25 protein-coding genes are annotated in these 24585 nt (G+C 75.7%); 18 read left to right on the top strand and 7 right to left on the bottom strand.

Annotation, left to right across the window (positions count from 1 at the left end):
• Positions 1–137 precede the first annotated feature (137 nt).
• From obgE to ACI79V_RS10715, 4 genes are read left to right on the top strand one after another with little or no spacing between them, the layout of a single operon-like run.
• On the top strand, positions 138–1628 hold the full coding sequence (obgE, locus tag ACI79V_RS10730) for a GTPase ObgE (protein ID WP_456889063.1): 1491 nt from the start codon (positions 138–140) through the stop codon (positions 1626–1628).
• On the top strand, positions 1625–2761 hold the full coding sequence (proB, locus tag ACI79V_RS10725) for a glutamate 5-kinase (protein ID WP_456889061.1): 1137 nt from the start codon (positions 1625–1627) through the stop codon (positions 2759–2761). Before obgE ends, proB begins: the two co-directional genes overlap by 4 nt.
• A complete protein-coding gene (gene def, locus ACI79V_RS10720) occupies positions 2758–3240 on the top strand; it encodes a peptide deformylase (RefSeq protein ID WP_456889059.1) in 483 nt (160 codons plus the stop codon). The genes proB and def overlap by 4 nt, the downstream gene beginning before the upstream one ends.
• A gap of 24 nt (positions 3241–3264) precedes the next feature.
• On the top strand, positions 3265–4047 hold the full coding sequence (locus ACI79V_RS10715) for an isocitrate lyase/PEP mutase family protein (RefSeq protein WP_456889057.1): 783 nt from the start codon (positions 3265–3267) through the stop codon (positions 4045–4047).
• Between the two features lie 9 nt (positions 4048–4056).
• Here the strand turns inward: ACI79V_RS10715 and ACI79V_RS10710 are convergent, their stop codons facing one another.
• Genes ACI79V_RS10710 through ACI79V_RS10700 form a run of 3 tightly spaced genes read right to left on the bottom strand, consistent with a single transcriptional unit; the run spans position 4057 to position 5354 of the window.
• The gene (locus ACI79V_RS10710) at positions 4057–4362 is read right to left on the bottom strand and encodes a hypothetical protein (protein ID WP_456889055.1); all 306 of its coding nucleotides are present in this window, start codon (positions 4360–4362) and stop codon (positions 4057–4059) included.
• A gap of 33 nt (positions 4363–4395) precedes the next feature.
• Complete coding sequence (locus ACI79V_RS10705) at positions 4396–4701, bottom strand: hypothetical protein (RefSeq protein WP_456889054.1); 306 nt, start codon at positions 4699–4701, stop codon at positions 4396–4398.
• On the bottom strand, positions 4698–5354 hold the full coding sequence (locus ACI79V_RS10700) for a maleylpyruvate isomerase family mycothiol-dependent enzyme (protein WP_456889052.1): 657 nt from the start codon (positions 5352–5354) through the stop codon (positions 4698–4700). Before ACI79V_RS10700 ends, ACI79V_RS10705 begins: the two co-directional genes overlap by 4 nt.
• A 72-nt stretch (positions 5355–5426) precedes the next feature.
• On the opposite strand from ACI79V_RS10700, the gene ACI79V_RS10695 reads away from it, so the two are divergent.
• Positions 5427–5903: a MarR family winged helix-turn-helix transcriptional regulator gene (locus ACI79V_RS10695; RefSeq protein ID WP_456889050.1), complete on the top strand. Its 477-nt coding sequence runs from the start codon at positions 5427–5429 to the stop codon at positions 5901–5903.
• Here the strand turns inward: ACI79V_RS10695 and ACI79V_RS10690 are convergent.
• From ACI79V_RS10690 to ACI79V_RS10675, 4 genes are read right to left on the bottom strand one after another with little or no spacing between them, the layout of a single operon-like run.
• A complete protein-coding gene (locus tag ACI79V_RS10690; RefSeq protein WP_456889048.1) occupies positions 5894–6304 on the bottom strand; it encodes a Fur family transcriptional regulator in 411 nt (136 codons plus the stop codon). The genes ACI79V_RS10695 and ACI79V_RS10690 overlap by 10 nt on opposite strands.
• The gene (locus tag ACI79V_RS10685; protein WP_456889047.1) at positions 6301–7362 is read right to left on the bottom strand and encodes a metal ABC transporter permease; all 1062 of its coding nucleotides are present in this window, start codon (positions 7360–7362) and stop codon (positions 6301–6303) included. The genes ACI79V_RS10690 and ACI79V_RS10685 overlap by 4 nt, the downstream gene beginning before the upstream one ends.
• Entirely contained in the window at positions 7346–8152 is an 807-nt protein-coding gene (locus ACI79V_RS10680; RefSeq protein ID WP_456889046.1) for a metal ABC transporter ATP-binding protein, read from the bottom strand. The genes ACI79V_RS10685 and ACI79V_RS10680 overlap by 17 nt, the downstream gene beginning before the upstream one ends.
• Positions 8149–9111, bottom strand: coding sequence for a metal ABC transporter substrate-binding protein (locus ACI79V_RS10675; protein ID WP_456889044.1), 963 nt, complete (start codon positions 9109–9111; stop codon positions 8149–8151). The genes ACI79V_RS10680 and ACI79V_RS10675 overlap by 4 nt, the downstream gene beginning before the upstream one ends.
• A 65-nt stretch (positions 9112–9176) precedes the next feature.
• Here ACI79V_RS10675 and ACI79V_RS10670 point away from each other — a divergent pair, with 65 nt between their 5' ends.
• From ACI79V_RS10670 to ACI79V_RS10610, 13 genes are all read left to right on the top strand, one after another.
• A complete protein-coding gene (locus ACI79V_RS10670; protein ID WP_456889043.1) occupies positions 9177–10430 on the top strand; it encodes a glutamate-5-semialdehyde dehydrogenase in 1254 nt (417 codons plus the stop codon).
• A gap of 44 nt (positions 10431–10474) precedes the next feature.
• Positions 10475–11362, top strand: a complete 888-nt coding sequence (locus ACI79V_RS10665) for an AAA family ATPase (protein ID WP_456889041.1) — start codon at positions 10475–10477, stop codon at positions 11360–11362.
• The gene (locus ACI79V_RS10660) at positions 11362–12810 is read left to right on the top strand and encodes a vWA domain-containing protein (RefSeq protein ID WP_456889040.1); all 1449 of its coding nucleotides are present in this window, start codon (positions 11362–11364) and stop codon (positions 12808–12810) included. Before ACI79V_RS10665 ends, ACI79V_RS10660 begins: the two co-directional genes overlap by 1 nt.
• 178 nt (positions 12811–12988) lie before the next feature.
• Positions 12989–13672 (top strand): nicotinate-nucleotide adenylyltransferase, encoded by a 684-nt coding sequence (gene nadD, locus ACI79V_RS10655; protein ID WP_456889039.1) that lies wholly within the window; start codon positions 12989–12991, stop codon positions 13670–13672.
• The gene (rsfS, locus tag ACI79V_RS10650) at positions 13669–14247 is read left to right on the top strand and encodes a ribosome silencing factor (RefSeq protein ID WP_456889037.1); all 579 of its coding nucleotides are present in this window, start codon (positions 13669–13671) and stop codon (positions 14245–14247) included. Before nadD ends, rsfS begins: the two co-directional genes overlap by 4 nt.
• Positions 14244–14981 (top strand): histidine phosphatase family protein, encoded by a 738-nt coding sequence (locus tag ACI79V_RS10645; RefSeq protein WP_456889036.1) that lies wholly within the window; start codon positions 14244–14246, stop codon positions 14979–14981. The genes rsfS and ACI79V_RS10645 overlap by 4 nt, the downstream gene beginning before the upstream one ends.
• A 65-nt stretch (positions 14982–15046) precedes the next feature.
• A complete protein-coding gene (locus ACI79V_RS10640) occupies positions 15047–15949 on the top strand; it encodes a DegV family protein (RefSeq protein ID WP_456889035.1) in 903 nt (300 codons plus the stop codon).
• Positions 15950–16087: 138 nt separating this feature from the next.
• Positions 16088–16921, top strand: a complete 834-nt coding sequence (locus ACI79V_RS10635) for a ComEA family DNA-binding protein (RefSeq protein WP_456889033.1) — start codon at positions 16088–16090, stop codon at positions 16919–16921.
• The gene (locus ACI79V_RS10630; protein WP_456889030.1) at positions 16918–19245 is read left to right on the top strand and encodes a ComEC/Rec2 family competence protein; all 2328 of its coding nucleotides are present in this window, start codon (positions 16918–16920) and stop codon (positions 19243–19245) included. Before ACI79V_RS10635 ends, ACI79V_RS10630 begins: the two co-directional genes overlap by 4 nt.
• 58 nt (positions 19246–19303) lie before the next feature.
• Complete coding sequence (locus ACI79V_RS10625; protein ID WP_456889028.1) at positions 19304–20656, top strand: ABC transporter substrate-binding protein; 1353 nt, start codon at positions 19304–19306, stop codon at positions 20654–20656.
• Between the two features lie 13 nt (positions 20657–20669).
• Complete coding sequence (locus ACI79V_RS10620) at positions 20670–21614, top strand: carbohydrate ABC transporter permease (RefSeq protein ID WP_456889026.1); 945 nt, start codon at positions 20670–20672, stop codon at positions 21612–21614.
• A gap of 5 nt (positions 21615–21619) precedes the next feature.
• The gene (locus ACI79V_RS10615; protein WP_456889023.1) at positions 21620–22528 is read left to right on the top strand and encodes a carbohydrate ABC transporter permease; all 909 of its coding nucleotides are present in this window, start codon (positions 21620–21622) and stop codon (positions 22526–22528) included.
• The gene (locus tag ACI79V_RS10610; RefSeq protein ID WP_456889021.1) at positions 22525–24555 is read left to right on the top strand and encodes a beta-galactosidase; all 2031 of its coding nucleotides are present in this window, start codon (positions 22525–22527) and stop codon (positions 24553–24555) included. The genes ACI79V_RS10615 and ACI79V_RS10610 overlap by 4 nt, the downstream gene beginning before the upstream one ends.
• The last annotated feature ends 30 nt before the right edge of the window (positions 24556–24585 follow it).

Raw genomic sequence — 24585 nt, 5'->3', positions numbered from 1 at the left:
CGCCTCGCCCCCCGCGCCTCGCAGGCTCGGCGCGGGCCCCTGCAAGGGGGCCGTTCCAGTACGTCACCTACGAGCGCACGGGCCGGCCGGCCCGTGCGCTCGTGGCGTTCCCGAGGCAGTGAGCAGGTAGAGCAGACATGGCCGCGTTCGTCGACCGCGTCGTCGTGCACGTCACCGCGGGCAACGGCGGTCACGGCGTCGCGTCCGTGCACCGCGAGAAGTACAAGCCGCTCGGCGGCCCCGACGGCGGCAACGGCGGCAACGGCGGGGACGTCGTCCTCGAGGTGGACCCCAACGTCCACACCCTCCTGGACTTCCACCACCGCCCGCACCAGAAGGCCGGCAACGGCCGCCCCGGCGCCGGCAGCCACCGCAACGGCGCCAACGGCGAGGACCGGGTGCTGCGGGTCCCCGAGGGCACCGTCGTCAGCACCCCCGACGGCGAGGTGATCGCGGACCTCGTCGGTGCCGGCACCCGGGTCGTGCTCGCCCAGGGCGGGAAGGGCGGCCTGGGCAACGCCGCGCTGGCCAACCCCCGCCGCAAGGCGCCGGGCTTCGCGTTGCTCGGCGAGCCCGGGGAGGCCCTCGACGCCGTCCTCGAGCTCAAGAGCATCGCCGACGTCGGCCTGGTCGGGTTCCCCTCGGCGGGCAAGTCCTCGCTGATCGCGGCGATGTCCGCGGCCCGGCCGAAGATCGCCGACTACCCGTTCACCACGCTGGTGCCCAACCTCGGCGTGGTCCGGGCCGGCGACACCGTGTTCACGATGGCCGACGTCCCCGGGCTCATCCCCGGCGCGTCCGAGGGCCGCGGGCTGGGCCTGGAGTTCCTCCGGCACGTCGAGCGCTGCGCGGTGCTGGTGCACGTGGTCGACATGGCCACCCTGGAGCCCGGCCGCGACCCGGAGAGCGACATCGACGCGCTGCAGCACGAGCTCGCGCAGTACCGCGAGGACCTCGTCGGCCGGCTGCGGTTCGCCGTCCTCAACAAGATCGACGTGCCCGACGGGCGGGAGCTCGTCGACCTGGTGCGCCCGGCGCTGGAGGCCCGCGGGCTGCAGGTGTTCCCCGTCAGCGCCGCCACCGGCGAGGGGCTGCCCGAGCTCGGCTACGCGCTGGCCGCCGCCGTCGAGCGCTACCGGGCCACGCTGCCGGCGCCCGAGCCCGCCCGGGTGACCGTCGTGCCGCGCGCGGTCGACGACTCCGGGTTCACCGTCACCCCCGACCCCGACGACGCGACCACGTTCGTCGTCCGCGGCGTCAAGCCCGAGCGGTGGGTGCGGCAGACCGACTTCACCAACGACGAAGCCGTCGGCTTCCTCGCCGACCGGCTCAACCGCCTCGGCGTGGAGGACGAGCTGGCCCGGCTCGGCGCTCAGGAGGGCGACACGGTCGTCATCGGCGACGTCGCCTTCGACTTCCAGCCCAGCCTGCCCGCCGGCACCCCGCTCGCGGAGGAGACCGCGGGCCTCGGCGGCCGGGGCACCGACAGCCGCATCGACGCCCCGCACCGCGTGCGGGCCGCCGAGCGGCTGGCGGCCAAGAAGGCCCGCCGGACGCCCTACGAGCTCACCGAGACCTGGACCGACGACGACCTGCCCGACGACGACCTGCCCGGGGACGGCGCGTGACCGTGCGCCCGGAGATCGCCGGCGCCGCCCGGGTCGTGGTCAAGGTCGGGTCGTCGTCGCTGACCACGCTGCCCGGTGGGCTGGACCCCGCGCGGCTGAGCGCGCTGGTCGACGTCCTCGCCGCCGTGCGGGCGGCGGGCCGGGAGGTGGTCCTGGTGTCCTCCGGCGCGATCGCCGCCGGCCTCGCGCCGCTCGGCGTCGAGGGCCGGCCTCGTGACCTCGCCACCGCGCAGGCGGCCGCCAGCGTGGGGCAGCTGCGCCTGGTGCAGACCTACGCCGACGCCTTCGACCGGCACGGCATCGTCGTCGGGCAGGTGCTGCTCACCGCCGACGACCTCACCCGCCGCGGCCACTACCGCAACGCCCGCCAGACGGTGGAGCGGCTGCTCACCCTCGGCGTCCTGCCGATCGTCAACGAGAACGACACCGTCGCCACCGAGGAGATCCGCTTCGGCGACAACGACCGGCTCGCGGCGCTGGTGGCGCACGTGGCCGCCGCCGACGCGCTGGTCCTGCTCTCCGACGTCGACGGCGTCTACGACGGCGACCCGCGCACCGGCCCGGCGCGGCTGGTCGACCGGGTCGGCGGCCCGGGCGACCTCGCGGCGGTCACGCTCGGCACCGCCCGGCGCAACGGGGTGGGCACCGGCGGCATGGCGACCAAGGTCGAGGCGGCGTTCATCGCCTCGGGCGCCGGCGTGCCCGTCGTCGTCACCTCGACGCAGCAGGCGGCCGCGGCCCTGGCGGGGGAGCGGGTGGGCACGCTGTTCGCGCCGACCGGCCGCCGTCCCTCGGGCCGGCAGTTCTGGCTGCGCTACGCCAGCCGGCCGCGCGGGCGGCTGCTGCTCGACGAGGGCGCGGTGCGCGCGGTCCGCGAGCGGTCGGCGTCGCTGCTGGCCGCCGGCATCACCGGCGTGGACGGCGACTTCCTGGCTGACGACCCGGTGGAGCTGGTCGGGCCTGACGGCGCCGTCGTCGCCCGCGGGCTGGTCGCCTACGACGCCCGCGAGCTGCCCGGGCTGCTCGGCCGGCGCACCCCCGACCTGGACCCGGAGTACCGGCGCGAGGTCGTGCACCGCGACGAGATGGTGCTGGTCGGGCGCCCGCGGGCGGCTGGGAGACTGCCCGGGTGACGATCCGCCCCATCCGCGAGCTCGGTGACCCCGTGCTCCGCACGCCCGCCGACGAGGTGCGGGCCTTCGACAAGGAGCTCGCCGCCCTGGTGCGCGACCTCGTGGAGACCGTCGACCACCCCGGCCGCGCCGGGCTGGCCGCCCCGCAGATCGGGGTGAGCGCCCGGGTGTTCAGCTACAACGTCGACGGCGAGATCGGCCACCTGGTCAACCCGCGGATCGTGGAGCTGTCCGAGGAGACCCAGGACGGCGACGAGGGGTGCCTGTCCATCCCCGGCATCTGGGCGCCGACCGTGCGGGCGATGCACGCCGTCGTCGAGGGCTTCGACGTGCACGGCGAGCCGCTGCAGCTGTCGGGCTCGGGGCTGATGGCGCGCTGTCTGCAGCACGAGGTCGACCACCTCGACGGGAAGGTCTTCCTCGACCGGCTCACCGGCGAGCCCCGCAAGAGCGCCCTGCGCGCACTGCGGTCCCGCTAGACGCCAGCCGTACGGTCGGGAGCCGTGACCGACCTCGCGACCCGCGCCCGGACCCTGCTCGACCTGCACACCGCCCCCGAGATCCTGGTCCTCACCAACGTGTGGGACGTGGTCTCGGCGCAGGTGGTGGCCGCCACCGACGGCGTGCGGGCGCTGGCCACCGCCAGCCACGGCATCGCCGCCACGTTCGGCTACGAGGACGGCGAGAACATCCCGCTCGACCTGCACCTGGACATGGTCGGCCGGATCGCTGCCGCCGTGGACCTGCCGGTGAGCATGGACATGGAGGCCGGCTACGGCGACGCCGGCGAGACGGCGCGGCGGGCCATCGAGAAGGGCGTCGTCGGCGGCAACCTCGAGGACCAGATGAAGCCGCTCGACGAGGCCGTGGCCGCCGTCGAGGCCGTGCTGCGGGCCGGGCGCGACGCCGGCATCGACTTCGTGCTCAACGCCCGCACCGACGCCTTCGTCCGCGCTCCGAAGGAGGCCGAACGCGGCGAGCTGGTCGCCGAGGCGATCCGCCGCGGGAAGGCGTTCCTCGAGGCAGGCGCACCGGTGGTCTTCGTGCCGCGGCTGGTCGACCGCAACGAGATCGCCGAGGTGGTCGAGGGCCTGGGGCGCAACCGGCTGTCGCTCATCAGCGTCCCCGGCGCGTCGCTCCCGGCCCGCGAGATGCAGGAGCTCGGCGTCGCCCGCGTCTCCACCGGCCCGTTCACCCAGCGGGTCGCGCTGACCGCGCTGCAGGACGCCGTCGTCGACATGGTCGGCGGCGGCGTCCTGCCGCCCGGCACCCGCGCCCTCAACTGACGCCGGGCCTCAGCGGGCCGCCACGCCCGCCGGGACCACCAGGCCGCGGACGTCGAACGGGGTGACCACCACGGTCGGCCACGGCCGCCCCGCGAGGACCTCCGCGACCAGCGGCCCGATGCCCTCGCGGCCGTAGCGGTCGTACTGCTCGCGGGACTCCCGCACCTCGGTCATCCGGAAGCCGTCGGCGGTCGGCCGGGTCAGGTGGACCAGCCGGCCGTCGACGACCCCTCCGGTGCGCTCCAGCAGCAGCCGGTGCACGGTGTCGTACAGCTCCACCGCCTCGGACAGGTCCGTGGCCACCGCCCAGGTCATCCTGTCCTTCTCGTCGGGCCGGGAGGCGTGCGGTCAGACGGCGACGCCGGCCTTCGGCAGCACGAGGCCGCGGACCTCGAACTCGGTGACCACCCTGGGCGGGGGCTCATGGCCGCCGAGCGCCTCGAGGGACGCCGGGCCGACGATCTCCTGGATCCCGCGCTCGTAGGCCTCCCGCGACTCCCACACGTCGATCACCTGGAAGCCACCCGCGGTGGGCCGGGCCAGGTGCAGCAGCAGGCCGTCGACGGCCGGGCCGGTCTTCTGGAGCATCACCGCGTGCACCGCGTCGTAGGCCTCCACGGGTGCGGACACGTCCGTGATCACGCCCAGGGTCATGTCGTCCTCCTCGTGTCCTCCCGGCGGCCCGTCGCCGCCGGCAGTCGGTGCACGCCCTCGCCGGAGAGCCGGTGCAGCGTGGCGGTGCGTCCGGTGACCAGCAGCAGCAGGTCGCCGGTCGTGCCCTCGATGGGTGCGCCCTCGCCCAGCACGAGGTCGCTGTCGGTGGCCCGCAGCCGCAGCCCGGCCAGCCGCCGCTGCGCCCGGAACGGCACGCGCAGGTCCCACGCCTGCCGCGCCGCCACAGCCGCGGGGGCCGGTGGCACCGGCCGCTCACGGCCCAGCGGCACGGCGACGTCCTGCCCGTGCACCAGGACGTCGAGGAGCGGCGCGACCGGGCTGACGAACGGCACCCGCCGCCGGGAGCCGAGCATCGCCCGGATCCGCCGGCCGTACTCGTCGGCGGGGAGCGGGCCGACGCGCAGCGCGGAGTCGCGGATCATGCGGTCGAAGCTGCCGCCGGCCCGGATCGCCGGCACGATCGCCTCCCGCAGTCGCGTCTGCGAGAGGGTCAGGTGTGCGGCGACGTCGCGCACCCGCCAGGCGTCGCACAGGGACGGTGTCTCCCACTCGGCCGGCGACAGGTCGTCGAACAGGTCGGCCAGGCTCGAGCGCTGGGCGTCGATGGTGCGCCACACGTCGTCGAGGTCCACGGCGGCCCCCTCGGCATTGGTAAGATGATCGGACTATTCAGTCAGAACATCTGACTACCGTCAAGGGGGATCGTGAGCCTGCGCGACGAGGTCCGGCAGAACGGTGACAGCCGCGGTCGGGACCACCAGAACCTGGCCCTGCTGTGTTTCTACCCGGCCCGGGCGATGGAGGCCCGGGTGCTCGCGGCACTGGCGGCGGAGGGCCACGGCGACCTCACCCTCGCCCAGGCGCGCGTCGCAGCCCGGATCGGCCCGGCCGGGACCCGGCTGACCGACCTGGCCGCACAGGCGCTGGTCACCAAGCAGACCGCTGGTCACCTCGTCGACCAGCTCCAGCGCGCCGGCTACGTGCGTCGCGTGCCCGACCCGACCGACGCCCGCGCCCGGCTGGTGCAGATCGCCGAGCGGGGCCACGAGCTGGTGGCGATCGCCCGCCGGGTGGAGGCCGAGGTCGAGGCGGAGTGGACCGCCCACCTGGGCGAGGAGGCCACGGCCCAGCTGCGCGCGGCGCTCACCCGGCTGCGCGAGGTGACCGACCCCTACCGCTGAGCGGGGGTGCAGCGGCCGCAGGTGCCGAACACCTCCAGTTGGTGCTGCACGTCGGCGAAGCCGTGCTCGGCGGCCACCCGGGCGGCCCAGCGCTCCACCGGCGGGTCGGCGACCTCCACGGTGAGCCCGCAGGACCGGCACACCAGGTGGTGGTGGTGCACGGGCGAGCACCGCCGGTAGGCCGCCTCGCCGTCCTCGCCGCGCAGCACGTCGACCAGGCCGTCGTCGACCAGTGCCTGCAGCGCGCGGTACACGGTGGCCAGGCCGACGGCGTCGCCGCGCTCGCGGAGCAGGGCGTGCAGGTCCTGCGCGGTGCGGAAGCCGTCGAGCTCGTCGAGCAGGGTCAGCACCGCCGTCCGCTGCCGTGTCTGCCGGCGGACCGGGACCTCGGGGGCGCTCACGGCCGCTCCGTCCCCACCGGGGGCGTCGCCGTGTGGTCGTGGTCCCTGTGGTCGTGGCCGCTGTGCTCGTCGTAGTGCGTGCCGGTTCCGGTCCGGTGCGGCGCGTGCAGGTGCCCGTCGTGGTCGTAGTCGAGGTGGTCGCCGTGCGGTACCGCCCGGTGGCCGCAGCCCTCGCCGTGCTCGTGGGGGTGGGCGGCGTGCACCTCGACCCGGCGGACGTGCCGCCGCCGCGCCGTCGCCTCGCGCAGCGCGGCCCCGGCGGTGACCACGAGGAACAGCGCGATGGCCAGCAGCACTATCGTGCCGCCCGAGGGGGTGCCGGTGTAGTAGGAGCCGGCGGTGCCCGAGACGCTGACGACGACGCCGATCGCGCAGGCCAGGTACAGCGTGCTGCGGAAGCTGCGTGCGACGAGCTGGGCGATGGCGCTGGGCAGGATCATCAGCGCGCTGATCAGCAGCAGGCCGACCACCCGCATCGAGAGCACGACCGTCGAGGCGACCAGCACGGCCAGGACGACGTTGAGCGCCAGCACCGGCAGGCCGACGGCGCGGGCGTACTCCTCGTCGTCGCTCACCGCGTACAGCCGCTGCCCGAGCAGCCACACGACGGCCAGCACCACCACGGTGATGACGGCGAAGACGGCGACGTCGGCGCCGGTCGTCGTGGTGATGGCGCCGAAGAGGTAGGCGTCGAGGTTGGTCGCCTGCCCGCGCGGGGCCAGCGAGAGCAGCACGACGCCGCCGGCGATGCCGCCGTAGAACAGGACGGCGAGCGCGACGTCGCCGCTGGTGCGGCCGCGGGCGCGGACGAGCTCGATGAGCACCGCGCCGAGCACGGCGGCGACCAGCGCCGTCCCCACCGGCGCGGTGGAGGTGAGCACACCGACGGCGACGCCGCTGAGCGCGACGTGGCCCAGCCCGTCACCGAGCAGTGACAGCCGCCGCTGCACCAGGAAGACCCCGACGGCGGGCGCGGCCAGGCCGACCATCAGCGAAGCCAGCAGCGCCCGCTGCATGAACCCGTACTCGAGCAGCTCCACCTCAGCGGCTCCCGTCACGCACGCGGACCGCGTCGGGGGCAGGCCGCGGCTGGTCGAGCCGGTACCCGCGCACCGGCGGGGCCGCGGCCTCGTCGGGGTGGTGGCAGTCGGCGCCGGCCACCGGGCCGACGGCGGCGAGCGGGCCGTCGTGGGTCAGGCGCCCGGAGTCGACGACGACCGCGCGGGTGAGCACGCCCGACAGCGGCCCGGTCTCGTGGGTCACGACGAGCAGGGTCGTGCCCGCCGCCGACACCCGCGCCAGCACGGCGGCCAGCGCGGCCTGGCTGGCCGCGTCGACCCCGGCGGTGGGCTCGTCCATGACCAGCAGCTCCGGCTCGGCGGCCAGCGCGCGGGCCACGAGCACCCGCCGCTGCTGGCCGCCCGACAGGGCGGCCACCGGGTCCTCGAGCCGGTCGGCGAGGCCCACGGCGTCGACCGCCTCGGCGACCGCGGCCCGGTCGCGCGGGCCGGGCCGCCGGAACAGGCCCAGCCGGGGCAGCCGGCCCACGCCCACCACCTCGCGCACGGTGGCCGGCATCGCGCCGCTGACGGTGTGCCGCTGGGGGACGTAGCCGATGCGGCCGTGCTCGCGCTGGCGGCCGACCGGGGCGCCGAGCACCTCGACGGTGCCGCCGAGGACGGTGGCCAGGCCGAGCAGGCCGCGGGAGAGCGTCGTCTTGCCCGAGCCGTTGGAGCCGAGCACCGCGACCGCCTCGCCGCGCCGCACCGTCAGGTCGGCGTCGCGGACGATCGCGACGTCGCCGTAGCCGATGGTGGCGCCGGCCAGCCGGAGCGCGAGGTCGGTCACGCGCAGCCCTGCCCCTCCTGCAGCGTGGCCAGGTCGGCCCGCATGACCTCGAGGTAGTCGTCGCCGGCCGACTCGTCGGTCAGGCCCTCGATCGGGTCGAGGACGGCGGTCTGCACACCGGCCTCCTCGGCGACGGTCTCGGCGACGGCGGGGTCGGCGAGGGTCTCGGTGTAGACGGTCGTCACGCCGCGCTCCCGGACCAGCGTAGAGATCTCGGCCAGCTGCTCGGCGGTGGGCTCGGCCGAGGGGCTCAGCCCGCTGACGCCGACCACCTCCAGGCCGTAGCGGTCGGCGAGGTAGCCGAAGGCGTCGTGGCCGGTGACCAGCGTGGTGACCGCGCAGTCGGCGAGCCCCTCCTGCATCTCGGCGTCGAGGGCCTCGAGGTCGCCGCGCAGCGCCTCGGCGTTCGCCCTGTAGGTGTCCGCGCCGTCGGGGTCGACCTCGGCGAGCCGGTCGGCCAGTGCGTCGCCGACGTCGGCCAGGCGGGTGGGGTCGAGCCAGAAGTGCGGGTCGGTGACCTCATCGCCGGTGTGCTCCTCGTCGGCGTGCTCGGCGTGCTCCTCCTCGCTCTCGCCCTCGTGCTCGTGCGCCTCGGTCGTCAGCGAGAGGTCGGCGGCCTGTCCGGCGTCCCAGGCGGCGTCGCCGGCCTCGGTGACCGCGTCGTCGAGGGCGGGCTGGAAGCCCTCCAGGTAGACGACCAGGTCGGCCTCGGTCAGCGCGGCGACGTCCTGCGGGGTGAGCTCCAGGTCGTGCGGCTCGGCGCCGGGCGGGGTGAGCGAGGCGACGTCCACCCGGTCGCCGCCGACCCGCTCGGCCGCCCACTGCAGGGGGTAGAAGGCGGCCTGCACCCGGACGCCGTCCTCGGCGGCGGCAGCCTCGTCACCGTCGGAGGAGCCGCAGGCGGCGAGCAGGAGAGCGGTCGCGGCAGCGGCGGCGACTCGCACCGCGGTCCTGGTCATGAGAACCATTCTCACACGAGTCGGGACGTGCCCGGGGAGGAGGGGCGGCGCGTACCCTCCGGGACGTGTCCGACGCCGTCGAGCTGCCGCTGATCGGGGCCGCCGTCCTGCGCGCCCGCGCCGCCGCCCGCGTACTGCGCACGCTGCCCACCGATGTGAAGGACGCCGCGCTCGCCGCCATGGCCGACGCGCTGGTCGAGCGCACCGACGAGGTGCTGGCGGCCAACGCGCTCGACGTCGAGGCCGCGGCGGCCGACGGGACCCCGGCGTCGGTGCTCGACCGGCTGCGGCTGGACGCCGGGCGGGTGGCCGGGGTCGCCGGGGCGCTGCGCGAGCTGGTCGCCCTGCCCGACCCCGTCGGTGACGTCGTCCGCGGCTCCCGGCTGCCCAACGGGCTGGAGCTGCGGCAGGTGCGGGTGCCCTTCGGCGTGGTCGGCATCGTCTACGAGGCGCGGCCCAACGTGACCGTCGACGCGGCGGGCCTGTGCCTCAAGAGCGGCAACGCGGCGCTGTTGCGCGGCTCGGCGTCGGCGTACCGCACCAACACCGCGCTGGTCGCGGTGCTGGCCGAGGCGGGGCAGAAGGCCGGTCTCCCGGAGGGCGCCGTCGAGCTGCTCCCGGCCGACCGCGCCTCGGTGGGCGAGCTGCTGTCCGCGCGCGGGCACGTCGACCTGGTCATCCCGCGCGGCGGGGCCTCGCTCATCCAGCGAGTGGTCCGCGAGGCGCAGGTGCCGGTGATCGAGACCGGCGTCGGCAACTGCCACGTCTACGTCGACGCCTCCGCCGACGCCGCCGTCGCCGAGGCGGTCGTGCTCAACTCCAAGACCCACCGGGTGAGCGTCTGCAACGCCGCCGAGACGCTGCTCGTGCACCGCGACGTGCCGTTCCTGCCGCGACTGCTCACCGCCCTGGCCGACGCCGGCGTGACCCTGCACGGCGACGACGGCGCCCGCGCCGCGCACGACGCCGTCGTCCCGGCCACCGACGAGGACTGGGCCACCGAGTACCTGTCGATGGACATGGCGGTGCGCGTCGTCGACGACCTGCCCGCGGCGCTCGACCACATCGCGCGGTGGGGGAGCGGGCACAGCGAGGCGATCGTGGCCGACTCCGCGACCGCGATCGCGGCGTTCACCGCCGGGGTCGATGCCGCCGCCGTCCTGGTCAACGCCTCCACCCGGTTCACCGACGGCGGCGAGTTCGGTTTCGGCGCCGAGATCGGCATCTCCACCCAGAAGCTGCACGCGCGCGGGCCGCTGGGGCTGCCCGAGCTGACCAGCACCACCTACGTCGTCACCGGGAACGGCCACACCCGCTGACCCGCCCGCGCCCGGGCCGCCCGGGCCGCCCCCCGAGGAGCCGCATGCCCCGCCCGCCGACGCAGTCGCCGCAGTTCTCCTCCGTCGCCGACGTCGGCAAGCGGCTGTCGACCGCCGGCTACCTGCCCGACGAGCGGATCGCGACGACGGTCTTCCTCGCCGACCGCCTCGGCAAGCCGCTGCTGGTCGAGGGGCCCGCGGGCACCGGCAAGACCGAGCTGGCCAAGGCCCTGGCGACGGCGACGGGCGCGGAGCTGATCCGGCTGCAGTGCTACGAGGGCCTCGACGAGGCGCGGGCGCTCTACGAGTGGAACTACAAGAAGCAGCTGCTGCGCATCCAGGCCGCGCAGGGCGGGGACGGCGCCGACTGGGACACCGTGCACGACGACATCTTCGGCGAGGAGTTCCTGCTCTCCCGGCCGCTGCTGACCGCGATCCGGCGCAGCGAGCCGACGGTCCTGCTCATCGACGAGACCGACAAGGCCGACGTCGAGGTCGAGGGCCTGCTGCTGGAGGTGCTCAGCGACTTCCAGGTGACCATCCCCGAGCTCGGCACGGTGACCGCCACCCGCCGGCCCACGGTCGTGCTGACCTCCAACGCCACCCGCGAGCTGTCCGAGGCGCTCAAGCGGCGCTGCCTGTACCTCTCGCTGGACTACCCGTCGGCCGAGCGGGAGCGGGAGATCGTGCTCTCGCGGGTGCCCGACCTGGCGCCGGGCCTGGCCGAGCAGCTGGTGCGCACCATCCGCGCGCTGCGGGCGATGGAGCTGAAGAAGTCGCCGTCGATCTCCGAGACCCTCGACTGGGCGCAGACCCTGCTGGAGCTGGGCCTGGACACCCTCGACGAGACCGCGGTCCGCTCGACGCTGGGCGTGGTGCTCAAGCACGCCAGCGACCAGGACCGCGCCGCCGCCGAGCTGCGGCTCAACTGATGTCCGCGCCGTCGGCGGCCCCGGGAGGTCTGGCCGGGCACCTGGACGGCTTCGTGCGCGCGGTCCGCGAGGCCGGCATCCCGGTGGGGATCAGCCAGGCCGTCGACGCCGCGGAGATCCTCACGGTGGTCGACCTGCTCGAGCGCGAACAGCTGCGGCACGGGCTGGCGGCGGTGCTGCTGCAGCGGGCGTCGCAGCGGCCGGCCTACGACGTGCTGTTCGACCTGTGGTGGCCGCTGTCGGACCGTCCCGCCGACCCCGGCGACCCCTCCTCTGACGACGAGTCCGGGGACGACGGCCTGACGCTGGACCTGCCCGACGGGCACGGCGACGGCGACCCGCGGGACCTGGCCGACCGGATGCGCGAGGAGCTGGCCCGGCTGCTGCTGGAGGGCGACGACGAGGCGCTGCGCCGCTTCGCCCGGCAGGCGGTCGAGCAGCTCGGCCGGGCGCCGGCCTCGCCGTCGGGGCAGTCCTACTTCGGCTACCGGGTGATGCGGGCGCTGTCGCCGGACACGCTGGTCGCCCAGCTGCTGGCCGGGCTGCTCGGCGGGGGTCCCGGCGAGGGCGGCCGGGGTGGGCTGGCCGAGCAGGTGGCCCGGCAGACCGTGCGGGAGCGGCTGGCCGCCTTCCGGGCCGCGGTGGAGGCCGAGGTCCGCCGGCGCAGCGCCGCTGAGCGCGGCCGCGAGCGGGTGGCGCGGAGCGCGGTGCGGCCGCTGGCCGAGCAGGTCGACTTCCTGCGGGCGCAGCAGTCCGACCTCGCCGAGCTGCGCCGCGCGGTGGCCCCGCTGGCGAGGCGGCTGGCGGCGCGGCTGTCGGCGCGGCGGCGGATGGGCCGCGAGGGCCGGCTGGACTTCCGCCGGACGGTGCGCGCCTCGCTGGGCACCGGCGGGGTGCCGGTGGTGACCCACCACCGGCCGCGCGTGGTGCACAAGCCCGAGCTGGTGGTGCTCTGCGACGTCAGCGGCTCGGTGGCCGGGTTCAGCCACTTCACGCTGATGCTCACCCAGGCGCTGCGCGAGCACTTCTCCGGCGTGCGGGCGTTCGCGTTCGTCGACTCCACCGACGAGGTGACCCGGTTCTTCCGCCCGGGCGCCGACGTCGCCGGCGCGATCGCGCGGATCGGGCGCGAGGCCGACGTCGTGGCCTTCGACGGGCACAGCGACTACGGCAACGCCCTCGAGGTGTTCGCCGACCGCTGGCCGACCGCCGTCGGGCCGAAGACCTCCCTGCTGGTGCTCGGGGACGGGCGGACCAACTACCGCCAGCCGGGGCTGCCGGTGCTGGCCGACCTGGTGCGCCGCGCCCGCTCGGCGCACTGGCTCAACCCCGAGCCGCGGCGGCTGTGGGGCAGCGGCGACTCGGCGGCCGATCGCTACGGCGAGGTCGTCGACATGGTCGAGTGCCGCAACGCCACCCAGCTGGCCGACTTCGTCACCACCCTCTGAGCCACCCCGGGGGAGCGCCCGGCCCGGGACCGACGCGCCCGGTCCCGGTGGCCGGGTGCGGTGGCCGGCCGGGACCGGGTGTCCCGCGACCGCCGGGCCCGACCGCTGGCGTGACCGCGGGCCCCGGCGTGACCGGTCCGGCCCGGCCCGGGCAGTCCCGCCCGGCTAGGCTCGATCGGTGACCGGCACCCGGATCGGCGTGATGGGCGGGACGTTCGACCCCGTCCACAACGGCCACCTGGTGGCGGCGAGCGAGGTGGCCGGCCTGTTCGGGCTCGACGAGGTCGTCTTCGTGCCCACCGGTCAGCCCTGGCAGAAGACCGACCGGGTGGTGAGTCCCGCCGAGGACCGCTACCTCATGACCGTCATCGCCACCGCCTCCAACCCGCGCTTCACCGTCAGCCGCGTCGACGTCGACCGCGAGGGCCCGACCTACACCATCGACACGCTCACCGACCTGCACCGGGAGCGGCCCGACGCGGAGTTGTTCTTCATCACCGGCGCCGACGCCCTCGCGCAGATCCTCACCTGGCGCGACAGCGAGCGGTTCCTGCGGCTGGCGCACTTCGTCGGGGTCACCCGCCCCGGGTTCACCCTGGCCGACGGGCACCTGCCCGAGGGCGCGGTCAGCCTGGTGGAGGTCCCGGCGCTGGCGATCAGCTCCACCGACTGCCGCGACCGCGTGGCCCGCGGCATGCCGGTCTGGTACCTCGTGCCCGACGGGGTGGTCCAGTACATCGAGAAGCGCCGCCTCTACCGATCAGACGCGGGCCCGCGGCGGCCCGGCGCCCCACGCGCCGACCGGCCGGACGCCGGTCCGTCCGACCCACCCTCGACCCCCCTCCAGGAGGTGCCCCGATGACCGCCTCGGCCGAGGCGCGGGAGACCGCACTGCTCGCGGCCCAGGCCGCGGCCGACAAGCTCGCGACCGACGTGTCGATCGTCGACGTCAGCGACCGGCTCGCGATCACCGACGCGTTCGTGCTGGCCTCCGCGCCCAACGAGCGCCAGGTGCAGTCGATCGTCGACGAGGTCGAGGAGCGGCTGCGCGGGCGGGGCATCAAGCCCGTGCGGCGCGAGGGCGTCGCCGAGGCCCGCTGGGTGCTGCTCGACTTCGTCGACGTCGTCGTGCACGTCCAGCACGCCGAGGAACGCGCCTACTACGCCCTCGAGCGGCTGTGGAAGGACTGCCCGACCATCCCGTTCGTCGACCGCGCGGCCCCGGCCGGCGACGGCGCCTCCGCCGGCACCCTGTCCGCGGACGACGTGGACCCGGCCGGCTCCGGTCCGGCGCTGCTGGCGCCCGACCCGGACGAGCCGGCGGCGGACGCGACCGGCGGGACCACCGACGAGGACCTGCTCGACGACGACCTGCTCGAGGGGGACCCCCTGCTCGACGGGACGGCGGGGGAGCCCGGGGACGCGACGGGCCGGTGACGGCCGCCGTCCTGCCCGACCTCCCGGTGCCGCGGCTGGTCGTCTGGCGGCACGGGCGGACCGAGTGGAACGCCACCGGCCGGTTCCAGGGCCAGCTGGACCCGCCGCTGGACGCCGAGGGCCGGGCGCAGGCGGTGCGCACCGCACCCCACCTGGTCGCGGGCGGGCTGGGTCGCGGGTCGACCGCCGTCGTCTCGAGCGACCTCGTCCGTGCCGCCGACACGGCCGCGGTGCTGACCGCCCTGCTCGGCGTCCCGCTGCACCTCGACGAGCGCCTGCGCGAGCACGGGCTGGGCTGCTGGGAGGGGCTGACCCGCGAGGAGGTGGCCGAGCGGTTCCCGGGCCAGTACGCCGACTGGCTCGCCGGCAGGCCGGTCCAGGGCCGCGGCGGTGAGGAGAACGCGGCCGTCGTGGCCCGCGCCCTGGCCGCGCTGGCCGACCTGCCGGCGGTGGACACCGCCGTCGTCGTCACCCACGGCGGCACCGCCGGACGGCTGATCGAGGCCCTGCTCGGGCTCGGCCCGCAGCACCGGCGGGTGTTCGGGCCGCTGGCCAACTGCGGCTGGAGCGAGATCGCCCGGCAGGGGGAGCGGTGGCGGCTGCTGCGGCACAACTGCTCCGTCGCCGTCGTCCCCGGGGCGGAAGGGGACGGGCGGGCCGGACGCTCCGGGCTCGACGCCGGTGCCACCCCGGAGGGCGCCCCGCCGGCCCAGGACGCCGACGCGCTGACCTGAGGCCGGCGCCTCGGCCGGTCGGCACCCCAGCGGTCGTCCGGCCGGACGCGGACTAACCTCGCCGGATGCCCGTCGCCGTGGTCACCGACTCCACGGCCTACCTGCCTCCCGAGGTCGTCGCCCGGTACGGCATCGAGGTGGTGCCCTGCTACGTGGTGCTCGCCGGCCGGTCGGGACGCGAGGGCGAGGAGATCACCCCCGGGGACGTCGCCCGGGCGCTCAGTGTCCGCGGGCAGCGGGTGTCGACCTCCCGGCCCACGCCCGGTGACTTCGTCGCGGCCTACCGCCGGCGACTGGCCGCCGGCGCCGACCGGGTCGTCTCCGTCCACCTGTCGGCCGACCTCTCCGGCACCTGGGACGCCGCCCGGCTGGCCGCCGCCCAGGTCGGGGAGCACGTGGTCACCGTCGTCGACACCCGGTCGACGGCGATGGGCACCGGCTTCGCGGTCCTGGCCGCCGCGCGCGCCGCCGCGGAGGGCGCGGACGCCGCCACGGTCGCCGCCGCGGCCAACGGCACCGCGGCGCGCACCCGCACGCTGTTCGTCGTCGACACACTCGAGCACCTGCGCCGCGGTGGCCGCATCGGCTCCGCCGCCTCGCTGCTGGGCACCGCGTTGTCGATCAAGCCGGTGCTGCACGTGGTCGACGGGCGGGTGGTGCCCCTCGAGCGGGTGCGGACCACCGCCCGCGCCATCACCCGCCTGGTGCAGCGGGCGGCGGAGGCCGCGGGCGGGCCGGGCGCCTCCGTGGCGGTGCACCACCTGGCCGCCGCCGAGCGCGCGGAGAAGCTGGCCGCCCAGTTGCGCGAGGCGATCCCCGGGATCCGGGAGCTGCACGTCAGCGAACTGGGCGCGGTCATCGGCGCGCACGTCGGACCCGGCGCGGTCGGCGTCGTGGTGGCACCGGCGGAGCAGGGACCCGATCAGGGCGAGGAGCCCGGCACCGGCGCGGAGCGGCGCGGGGACTGACCGGAGGAGGTGGGGCACCGGCGCAGCGTGCACCCGGGTGCCCGGATCCGGCTCCGGCCCGTCCACAGGCGGGGAGGCCGTCCACAGGCGCCCGCCGGACGGTCCGCGGCGGCCGACGTCGTCTCTAGCGTCCGCCGGGTGCGCCTGACCTCCCGCCGCGACGACGCCGACGTCATCCGCGCCCGGCTCCGGGTGCTCCTCGACGAGGGCCGCCGGTCCGGCTGGCTGCCCGACGACGACCCCCGCGACGACACCGACGACCACACGCCTGACGACCACGCGCCTGACGACCACGCCGACGACGGGCCCGCCGAGGCCGCGGACGAGGGACCGCACGACCCGGGACGGCACCTGGCGGCGGCGCGGGCGGTGCGCGTCGACCCGGGCCGGCGCGGCACCTGGGCGCTGTGGGCGGCCGGCCTCCTCGCCGCCCTGGCGGTGGCCGGCTGGACCTGGCTCGACCGGCCCAGCGTGCAGCCCGCGCCGCCGGCCGTGACCTCCGCCCCGGCGGCACCGGACCCGCCCGCGGTGGGGGAGGCCGCCGGGACACAGGCGACCGTCGTCGTCTCCGTCGTCGGCCTGGTGGTGCGGCCCGGCCTGGTGACCCTGCCCGAGGGCGCGCGGGTGGCCGACGCGGTCGCCGCGGCCGGCGGGCTGCTGCCCGAGGCCGACCCCGCGTCGGTCAACCTGGCCGCGGTCGTGACCGACGGCCAGCAGATCGCCGTCGGCGTGCCCGGCGCCGCACCGGCGGCCGCGCCGGCCGGGACCGGACCCCCGGGCGGGCCGCTGGACCTCAACACCGCCACGGCCGCCGACCTCGACGCCCTGCCCGGCATCGGCCCGGTCCTGGCCGAACGGATCGTCGACCACCGTGACCGGAACGGCCGCTTCACCAGCGTCGAGCAGCTCGACGACGTCCCCGGCATCGGTCCGACCATCTACGCCGAGCTGGCCGACCTGGTGCGGGTGTGACGGTCCCGCCACCGGTCCGCCGGACCTGGCTCGACCTGCGGCTGGTCCCCGTCGCCGTCGCCGTCTGGACCGTCACCCTCGGCGCGGTCCACGTCCCCCCGGCCGCATCGGCCGCCGTCGCGGCCGGGGCGGTGGCCGGCGCCGCCGTCGTGGCCCGCAGGCGGGACCGGGCCGGTGCGCTCGTCGTCCTCGCCGTGCTCGGCGCGGTGGCGACCGCGTCCGGGATCGCGGCCGTGCGGGGGGCCGCCCACGCCGCCTCCCCGCTGGCCGGGGTCGGCGCGGACGGCACGGTGGCCGTGGCCCTCGAGGTGGACGGGGACCCCCGGCGGGTAGGGAGCGCGGCCGCGCCGCGCCTGGCCCTCGACGCCACGGTCACCGCGTTCGACGACGGCCGTTCGACGGTCGACCTGACCGCGCCCGTCGTGGTCTTCGCGCCCGTGGACGGCTGGACCGACCTGCTGCCCGGTCAGCGGGTGCGGGCGCGGGTCGCCGTGCGCGCGGCGCCCGCCTCCGAGGGGATCGTGGCCCGGCTCTCGGCGCGTGGACCCCCGCACCCGGTCGGCGAGCCGCCGTGGGTGCAGCGCCTGGCCGGCGGGGTGCGCGACGGGCTCGCCGGCTCGGCGGCCCGCGTCCTGGACCCCTCCGCGGCCGGCCTGCTGCCCGGCCTGGTCGTCGGGGACACCCGCGCCATGGACCCGGTGCTCACCGAGGACTTCCGTCGCGCCGGGCTGTCCCACCTCACCGCGGTGTCCGGCGCCAACGTGGCGATCGTCCTCGCCGGGGTGCTCGCACCGCTGCGCCGCCGGGCCGTCGACCGCCGCGTGCAGGCGCTGGTGGCCCTCGTCGCGCTCGCCGGGTTCGTGGTGCTGGCCCGGCCGACCGCCAGTGTCGTCCGGGCGGCCGCCATGGGCGGCGTCGGCCTGCTGGCGCTGGCCTCCGGCCGCTCCCGGGTGGCGGTGCCGGCACTCGCGGCCGCGGTGACGGTCCTGCTGCTGCTCGACCCGCGGCTCGCGTGGGACGCCGGCTTCGCCCTGTCGGTGACCGCGACGGCGGCCATCGTGCTGCTCTCGCCCGGGTGGTCCCGCGCGCTGCAGCGGCGCAGGTGGCCCGTCGTGCTCGCCGACGCGGTGGCGGTGGCCGCGGCCGCCGGCCTGGCCACCGCGCCGCTGGTCGCCGGGCTGTCGGGCCTGGTCAGCCCCGTGTCGGTGCCGGCCAACCTGCTCGCGGCCCCGGCCGTGGCGCCCGCGACGGTGCTCGGGTTGCTCGCCGCGCTCGTCGGCCCGGTCGCGCCGCCGGCGGGTGACGCCCTCGTCTGGGTGGCCGGCTGGCCGGTGCGGTGGCTGGTGGCCGTCGCCCGGACGGCCGCCGGCCTCCCCGACGCGGCCACCGGGTGGCCGGCCGGCACCCGGGGCGCGCTGCTGCTCACCGCGCTGCTCGTGGCCGCCGGGCTGGTGCTGTGGCGCTCCCGGCGGCTGCGCGCCCTGGCCCTCGCCGTCCTCCTCGGGGTGGTCCTGCTCGGCTGGCCGCTGCGCCAGGTGGCGGGCGGCTGGCCGCCGTCCGGTGCCGTGCTGGTCGCCTGCGACGTCGGCCAGGGGGATGCCCTCGTCGTGCCCACCGGCCCCGGGGAGGCCGTGCTGGTCGACGCCGGGCCGGAGGTCGGCCCGGTCGACGCGTGCCTGCACCGGCTGGGGGTCGACACCCTCCCGCTCGTGCTGCTCTCCCACCTCGACGCCGACCACGCCGGGGGCCTGGCCGGCGCGCTGGCCGGGCGGGAGGTCGGGACGATCGCCACCGGGACGCTGTCCCCGGCCGACGACCGCGGGGCCGCGCTGGACGCGCAGGCCGCCCGCGCCGGAGCGCGCCGGGAAGTGCTCGAGCCGGGCGACGTGCGGACGGTCGGCGGAGCACGGCTGGAGGTCCTCGCGCCGCCTCCCGAGATCGCCACGGCGGCCGCCGAGCCCAACGACCTGTCCCTGGTCGTCCGGGTCACCCACCGGGGCCTGCGGGTGCTGCTCACCGGGGACCTCGGCGCCTCCGCCGAGGCGCGGCTGCTCGACCGCGGGGTGGACCTCACCGCCGACGTCCTCAAGGTGCCCCACCACGGCAGCGCCGACGCCGACCCGGCGTTCCTGGCCGCGGTCGGCGCCCGGGTCGCGATCGTCTCGGTGGGGGCGGACAACACCTACGGCCACCCGGCGCCGGATCTCGTATCGGCCCTGGTCAGAGCCGGAACGAGGGTGCACCGGACCGACCTCGAGGGGGATCTCGCCGTCGTCGGCAGCGCCGAGGAGTGGGGTGTCGCGCGCCACGGCCCGGCTCCTTGACTCCGCCTCAGCGCAACCGTCACCCTCTGCCGGACCCCCCAATGACGAGGAGTTCTCTGTGAAGCACCAGCGCCGCCTGATGGTGGCCGCCATGACCCTCCCCATGCTCGCCCTGGCAGCCTGTGGCGGAGGCGGGGACGACGACACCGCCGCGGGCGGCGGCGGAGGCGGTGGCTCCACCGACTGTGCCGCGTCCGACGGCGAGGTCACGCTCAACTTCGTGACGTGGGTGCCCGGCATGGACGAGGTCGTGGCCATGTGGAACGAGGAGAACCCCGACGTCCAGGTCGAGGTGGAGACCACCCCGGCCGGCAACGCCGGCACCTACAGCAACCTGTTCAACGGCCTGGAGGCCGGGACGGCGCCGGACATCAGCCAGATCGAGTACGACTCGCTCGCGAGCTTCCGGCTCCAGGACGGGCTGCAGGACATCAGCGCCTGCGAGGGCGTCGAGGACGCGTCGGCCGAGTTCGTCGACTGGACCTGGTCGCAGGTGCAGCTCGGTGACGAGGGCGTCTACGCGATCCCGCAGGACACCGGCCCCATGGCGCTGTTCTACCGCGAGGACCTCTTCCAGCAGGCCGGCATCACCGAGCCGCCGGCGACGTGGGACGAGTACTACCAGGCCGCCCAGCAGCTCAAGCAGGCCACCGGCGCCTACATCACGCACTTCCCGCAGGGCGACGCGAACTGGTTCACCGGTCTGCTGTGGCAGCGCGGGGCGAGCCTGTTCGAGCTCGACGGCGACCAGGTCCAGGTCAACGTCGACAGCCCGGAGGCGCAGGAGGTCGCGGAGTACTGGCAGCGGATGATCGACGAGGACCTCGTCGCCACCAACCTGCAGGGCTTCTCGCCCGACCTCTACGCCGCGTGGAACTCCGGCCAGGTGGCCAGCTGGCCGTCGGCGGCCTGGGGCTACTCGACCATCCGGGACAACGCGGCCAGCACCGCGGGCCTGTGGCGGGTCGCTCCCCTGCCGCAGTGGGCCGGCGGTGAGGAGGCTGCCGGCAACTGGGGCGGCTCGACCACCGCCGTCCTCTCCGGTACCGAGCACCCCGCCGAGGCGGCGCGCTTCGCGCTGTGGCTCAACACCGACCCCGAGGCGCTGGCCATGGCCAACGAGCTCGGCGGCCTCTTCCCGGCGGCTCGTGCCGGCGCGGACGTCCCGGCCCTGCAGCAGGGAGTCGAGTTCTACGGCGGCCAGGAGATCTTCGACATCTTCAACCAGGCGTCGGAACAGGTGAACACCGACTTCACCTGGGGCCCGACCATGACCGACACCTACACGGCCATGAGCGACGGCTTCACCGCCGCCCTCAACGGTCAGGGCACGCTCTCGGATGCGCTGACCGACGCCCAGGCCGCGTCGGTGGAGTCCCTGGAGAGCCAGGGCGTCCAGGTCGCGGACTGACCTCGCACCGGCCATGACCGCCGTCGCCCCGCCGGCCAGCCCGTCCTCCCCTGCCGCCGCACCGCGGCGGCAGGGGAGGACGGCGGTCAGGTCCCGGGCCTGGATCTGGTTCACGCTGCCGTTCCTGGTCCCGTTCGTCCTCTTCTACCTGCTGCCCATCGGCTACGCGATCGGTCAGAGCCTGACCAAGACCGAGCGCACCGGCGGGATCTTCGGCGAGACGACCACCACCTTCGCCGGGCTGGAGCAGTACTCCCGGGTGGTCACCGACCCGGCCTTCCTCGAGGGGGTCGGCCGCGTCCTGCTGTTCGGCGTCGTGCAGGTGCCGATCATGCTCGGGTTCGCCCTGCTGCTCGCCCTGCTGCTGGACTCGGCGGTGGCCCGGCTCAAGCGGACCTTCCGGATCGCCTTCTTCCTGCCCTACGGCATCCCCGGGGTCATCGCGGCGCTGATGTGGGCGTTCCTCTACAGCCCGCAGCTGAGCCCGATCGTGGGTCTCCTGGAGGACGGCGGGCTCGAGGTCGACTTCCTCGGCTCGGGCACCATCCTGTGGTCGATCGCCAACGTCGTGACCTGGACCTACACCGGGTACAACATGCTGATCATCTTCGCGGCGATGCAGGCGATCCCGCAGTCGGTCTACGAGGCCGCCAAGGTCGACGGCGCCGGCGGCATCCGCACCGCGTGGTCGATCAAGATCCCGCTCGTGCTGCCCGCGCTGGTCCTCACCGGGGTGTTCTCGATCATCGGCACGCTGCAGCTGTTCACCGAGCCGGTCGTGTTCCGGGCGATCTCGACCAACGTGACGTCGAGCTACACCCCGAACCTGCTCGCCTACACGACGGCGAGTGCCAACAACTACCCGCTGGCCGCCGCCATGTCGGTGGTCCTGGCCCTCGCGACCTTCATCCTCTCCTTCGCGTTCCTGCGGGCGACCTCGAGGCGGTCGGGACTGTGAGCACCGTGGCGCCCGTCCAGGGCGGGAAGCAGAGCACCACCCCGCCGCGGTCGCGGCTGGCGCGCAGAGGGGCCACCCAGGAGTCCCCGGTCTCGGTGACCGCGGCGATGGTCGTCCTGGTCGCCGCGGCCGTGTACTTCCTGCTGCCGGTCTACTGGCTGGTCGTCAACTCGACCAAGTCCCAGCCGGACCTGATCAACAGCAACGGCTTCTGGTTCGCCGACTGGAACCTCGGGGCCAACCTGGCGGCGCTCTTCGCCCGCGAGGACGGCATCTTCCTGCGCTGGGCGCTCAACAGCCTCCTGTACGCGGGGCTCGGCGCCGCGGTGGGCACGCTGCTGGCGGCGATGGCCGGCTACGCCATGGCCAAGTACGAGTTCCGCGGCCGGGAGCTGCTGTTCTCCATCGTCCTCGGCGGGGTCCTGGTGCCGGCGACCGCGCTGGCCCTGCCGCTGTTCCTGCTCTTCGCGCGGGTGGACCTCACCAACACCTTCTGGGCGGTGTTCCTGCCGAGCATCGTCAGCCCGTTCGGGGTGTACCTGTCCCGGATCTTCGCGGCCGCCTCGGTCCCCGACGAGCTGATCGACGCTGCCCGGCTCGACGGTGCCAGCGAGTGGCGGATCTTCTCCACCATCGCCGTCCGGCTGATGAGCCCGGCGCTGGTGACGATCTTCCTGTTCCAGTTCGTCGTCATCTGGAACAACTTCCTGCTGCCGCTGATCATGCTGCGCAACAACGACCTCTGGCCGATCACCTTCGGCCTGTTCTCCTGGCAGTCCCAGGTATCGCGCGACCCGCAGCTGCAGATCCTGACCGTCGTCGGCTCGCTGGTCTCGGTGGTCCCGCTGATCATCACCTTCCTGGTCCTGCAGCGGTACTGGCGGGCCGGGCTGTCGGCGGGGTCGGACAGGTGAGCCGCTGGCCCACCGACTCCATCTCCTTCGGCGGGGACTACAACCCCGAGCAGTGGCCGCGTGAGGTGTGGGCCGAGGACGTCGCCCTGATGCGGGAGGCCGGCGTCGACCTGGTCACCGTCGGGGTGTTCAGCTGGGCCCTGCTCGAGCCCGAGCCGGGGCGCTTCGAGACCGGCTGGCTCGACGAGGTCGTGGACCTGCTGCACGAGGGCGGCATCCGGGTCGACCTGGCCACCGCGACGGCGTCGGCGCCGCCGTGGCTGGCCCGGCTGCACCCGGAGGTGCTGCCCGTCGCCGAGGACGGCACCCGCTTCGCCATCGGCGGGCGGCAGACCTGGTGCCCGTCCTCGCCGGTGTTCCGGGAGCGCTCGCTGGCGCTGGTCGAGCACCTGGCCCGGCACTACGCCGGGCACCCCGCGCTGGCCATGTGGCACGTCAACAACGAGCTCGGCTGCCACAACGTGCACTGCTACTGCGACGTGTCCGCCGAGGCGTTCCGCAGGTGGCTGCAGCGCCGCTACGGCACCGGCACCGACGGGCTGGCGGCGCTCAACGAGGCATGGGGCACCGCGTTCTGGAGCCAGCGCTACGGCGACTGGGCCGAGATCGGCGTGCCGCGGCGGACGACGGCCACCGGCAACCCCACGCAGCGGCTGGACTACCTGCGCTTCTCCTCCGACGAACTGCTCGACCAGTACCTCGCCGAGGCCGAGGTGCTCCGCCGGATCACCCCGGACGTCCCGGTCACGACCAACTTCATGGTCACCAGCCACCAGTGGGCCATGGACTACGGCGTCTGGGCGCCCACCCAGGACGTGGTCTCCAACGACCACTACCTCGACCACCGGCTGCCCGACCCGCACGCCGAGATGTCCTTCTGCGCCGACCTCACCCGTGGCCTGGCCGGGGGCGGGCGCTGGCTGCTGATGGAGCACTCGACCTCCGCGGTCAACTGGCAGCCGGTCAACGTCGCCAAGCGGCCCGGAGAGGCGGTGCGCGACAGCCTCGTCCACGTCGCCCGCGGGGCCGAGGGCGTCTGCTTCTTCCAGTGGCGGGCCAGCCGGGCCGGCGCGGAGAAGCACCACTCGGGCCTGCTGCCGCACGCGGGCACCGACTCGCGGACCTGGCGGGAGGTGAAGGAGCTCGGCCGCACGCTGCGCAGCCTCGACGAGGTCCGCGGCACCCGGGTCCAGGCCGACGTCGCGCAGGTGTTCGACCACCAGGCCTGGTGGGCCTGCGACGCCCCCTCCCGGCCGACCGAGCTGCTGCGCTACCTCGACGCCGGCCGCGCGGTGCACCGCGTGCTGCGCGCGGCCGGGGTCACCAGCGACGTCGTCCCCGTGGCCGCCGACGACCTGGCCGAGCGGCTGGCCGCCCACCGCGTCGTCGTCGTCCCGACCCTGCACCTGTGCACCGACGCCACCGCCGAGGCGATCGCCGCCGCGGGCGCCGCGGGAGCCCACGTCGTCGTCACGTGCTCGTCGGGCGTCGTCGACGAGCACGAGCACGTCCGCCTCGGCGGCTACCCGGGCGCCTTCCGCGACCTGCTCGGGGTACGGATGACCGAGGTGCTGCCCCTGCTGCCCGGTGAGGTGCTCGAGCTCGAGCACGGCTGGCGGGGGACGGTCTGGTCCGAGGAGGGCACGGTCGGCGACGACGTCGAGGTCGTCGCCCGGGTGCTCGCCGGGCCGGTGCCCGGCCAGCCCGCGGTCACCCGTCGCCCGCTGCCCGGCGGAGGGGTCGCCTGGTACGTCGCCACCCAGCTCGACGACGCCTCCTGGGACGCGTTGCTGCGCCGGGTGCTCGAGGAGGCCGGCGTCGGGCCGGTCGCCGCCGTGCCGCCGGGCGTGGAGGTGGTCCGCCGGGTGTCCGACGACGGCGCGCGCTCCTACCTGTTCTGCCTCGACCACACCGGCCGGGAGCAGCGCGTCCCGGCCCGCGGGACCGAGCTGCTCACCGGCCGGGAGGTCGACGGCGAGGTGGTCGTGCCGGCGCGGGGAGCCGCCGTGGTCCGCGAGGACGCCTGACCCGCCACCCGGCGGAGGACCGCGGGGCTG

Source organism: Geodermatophilus sp. SYSU D00700, from assembly GCF_054050255.1.
Note: the sequence above shows the minus strand (reverse complement) of the source record. Positions and strands in the feature narration are given on the sequence as shown.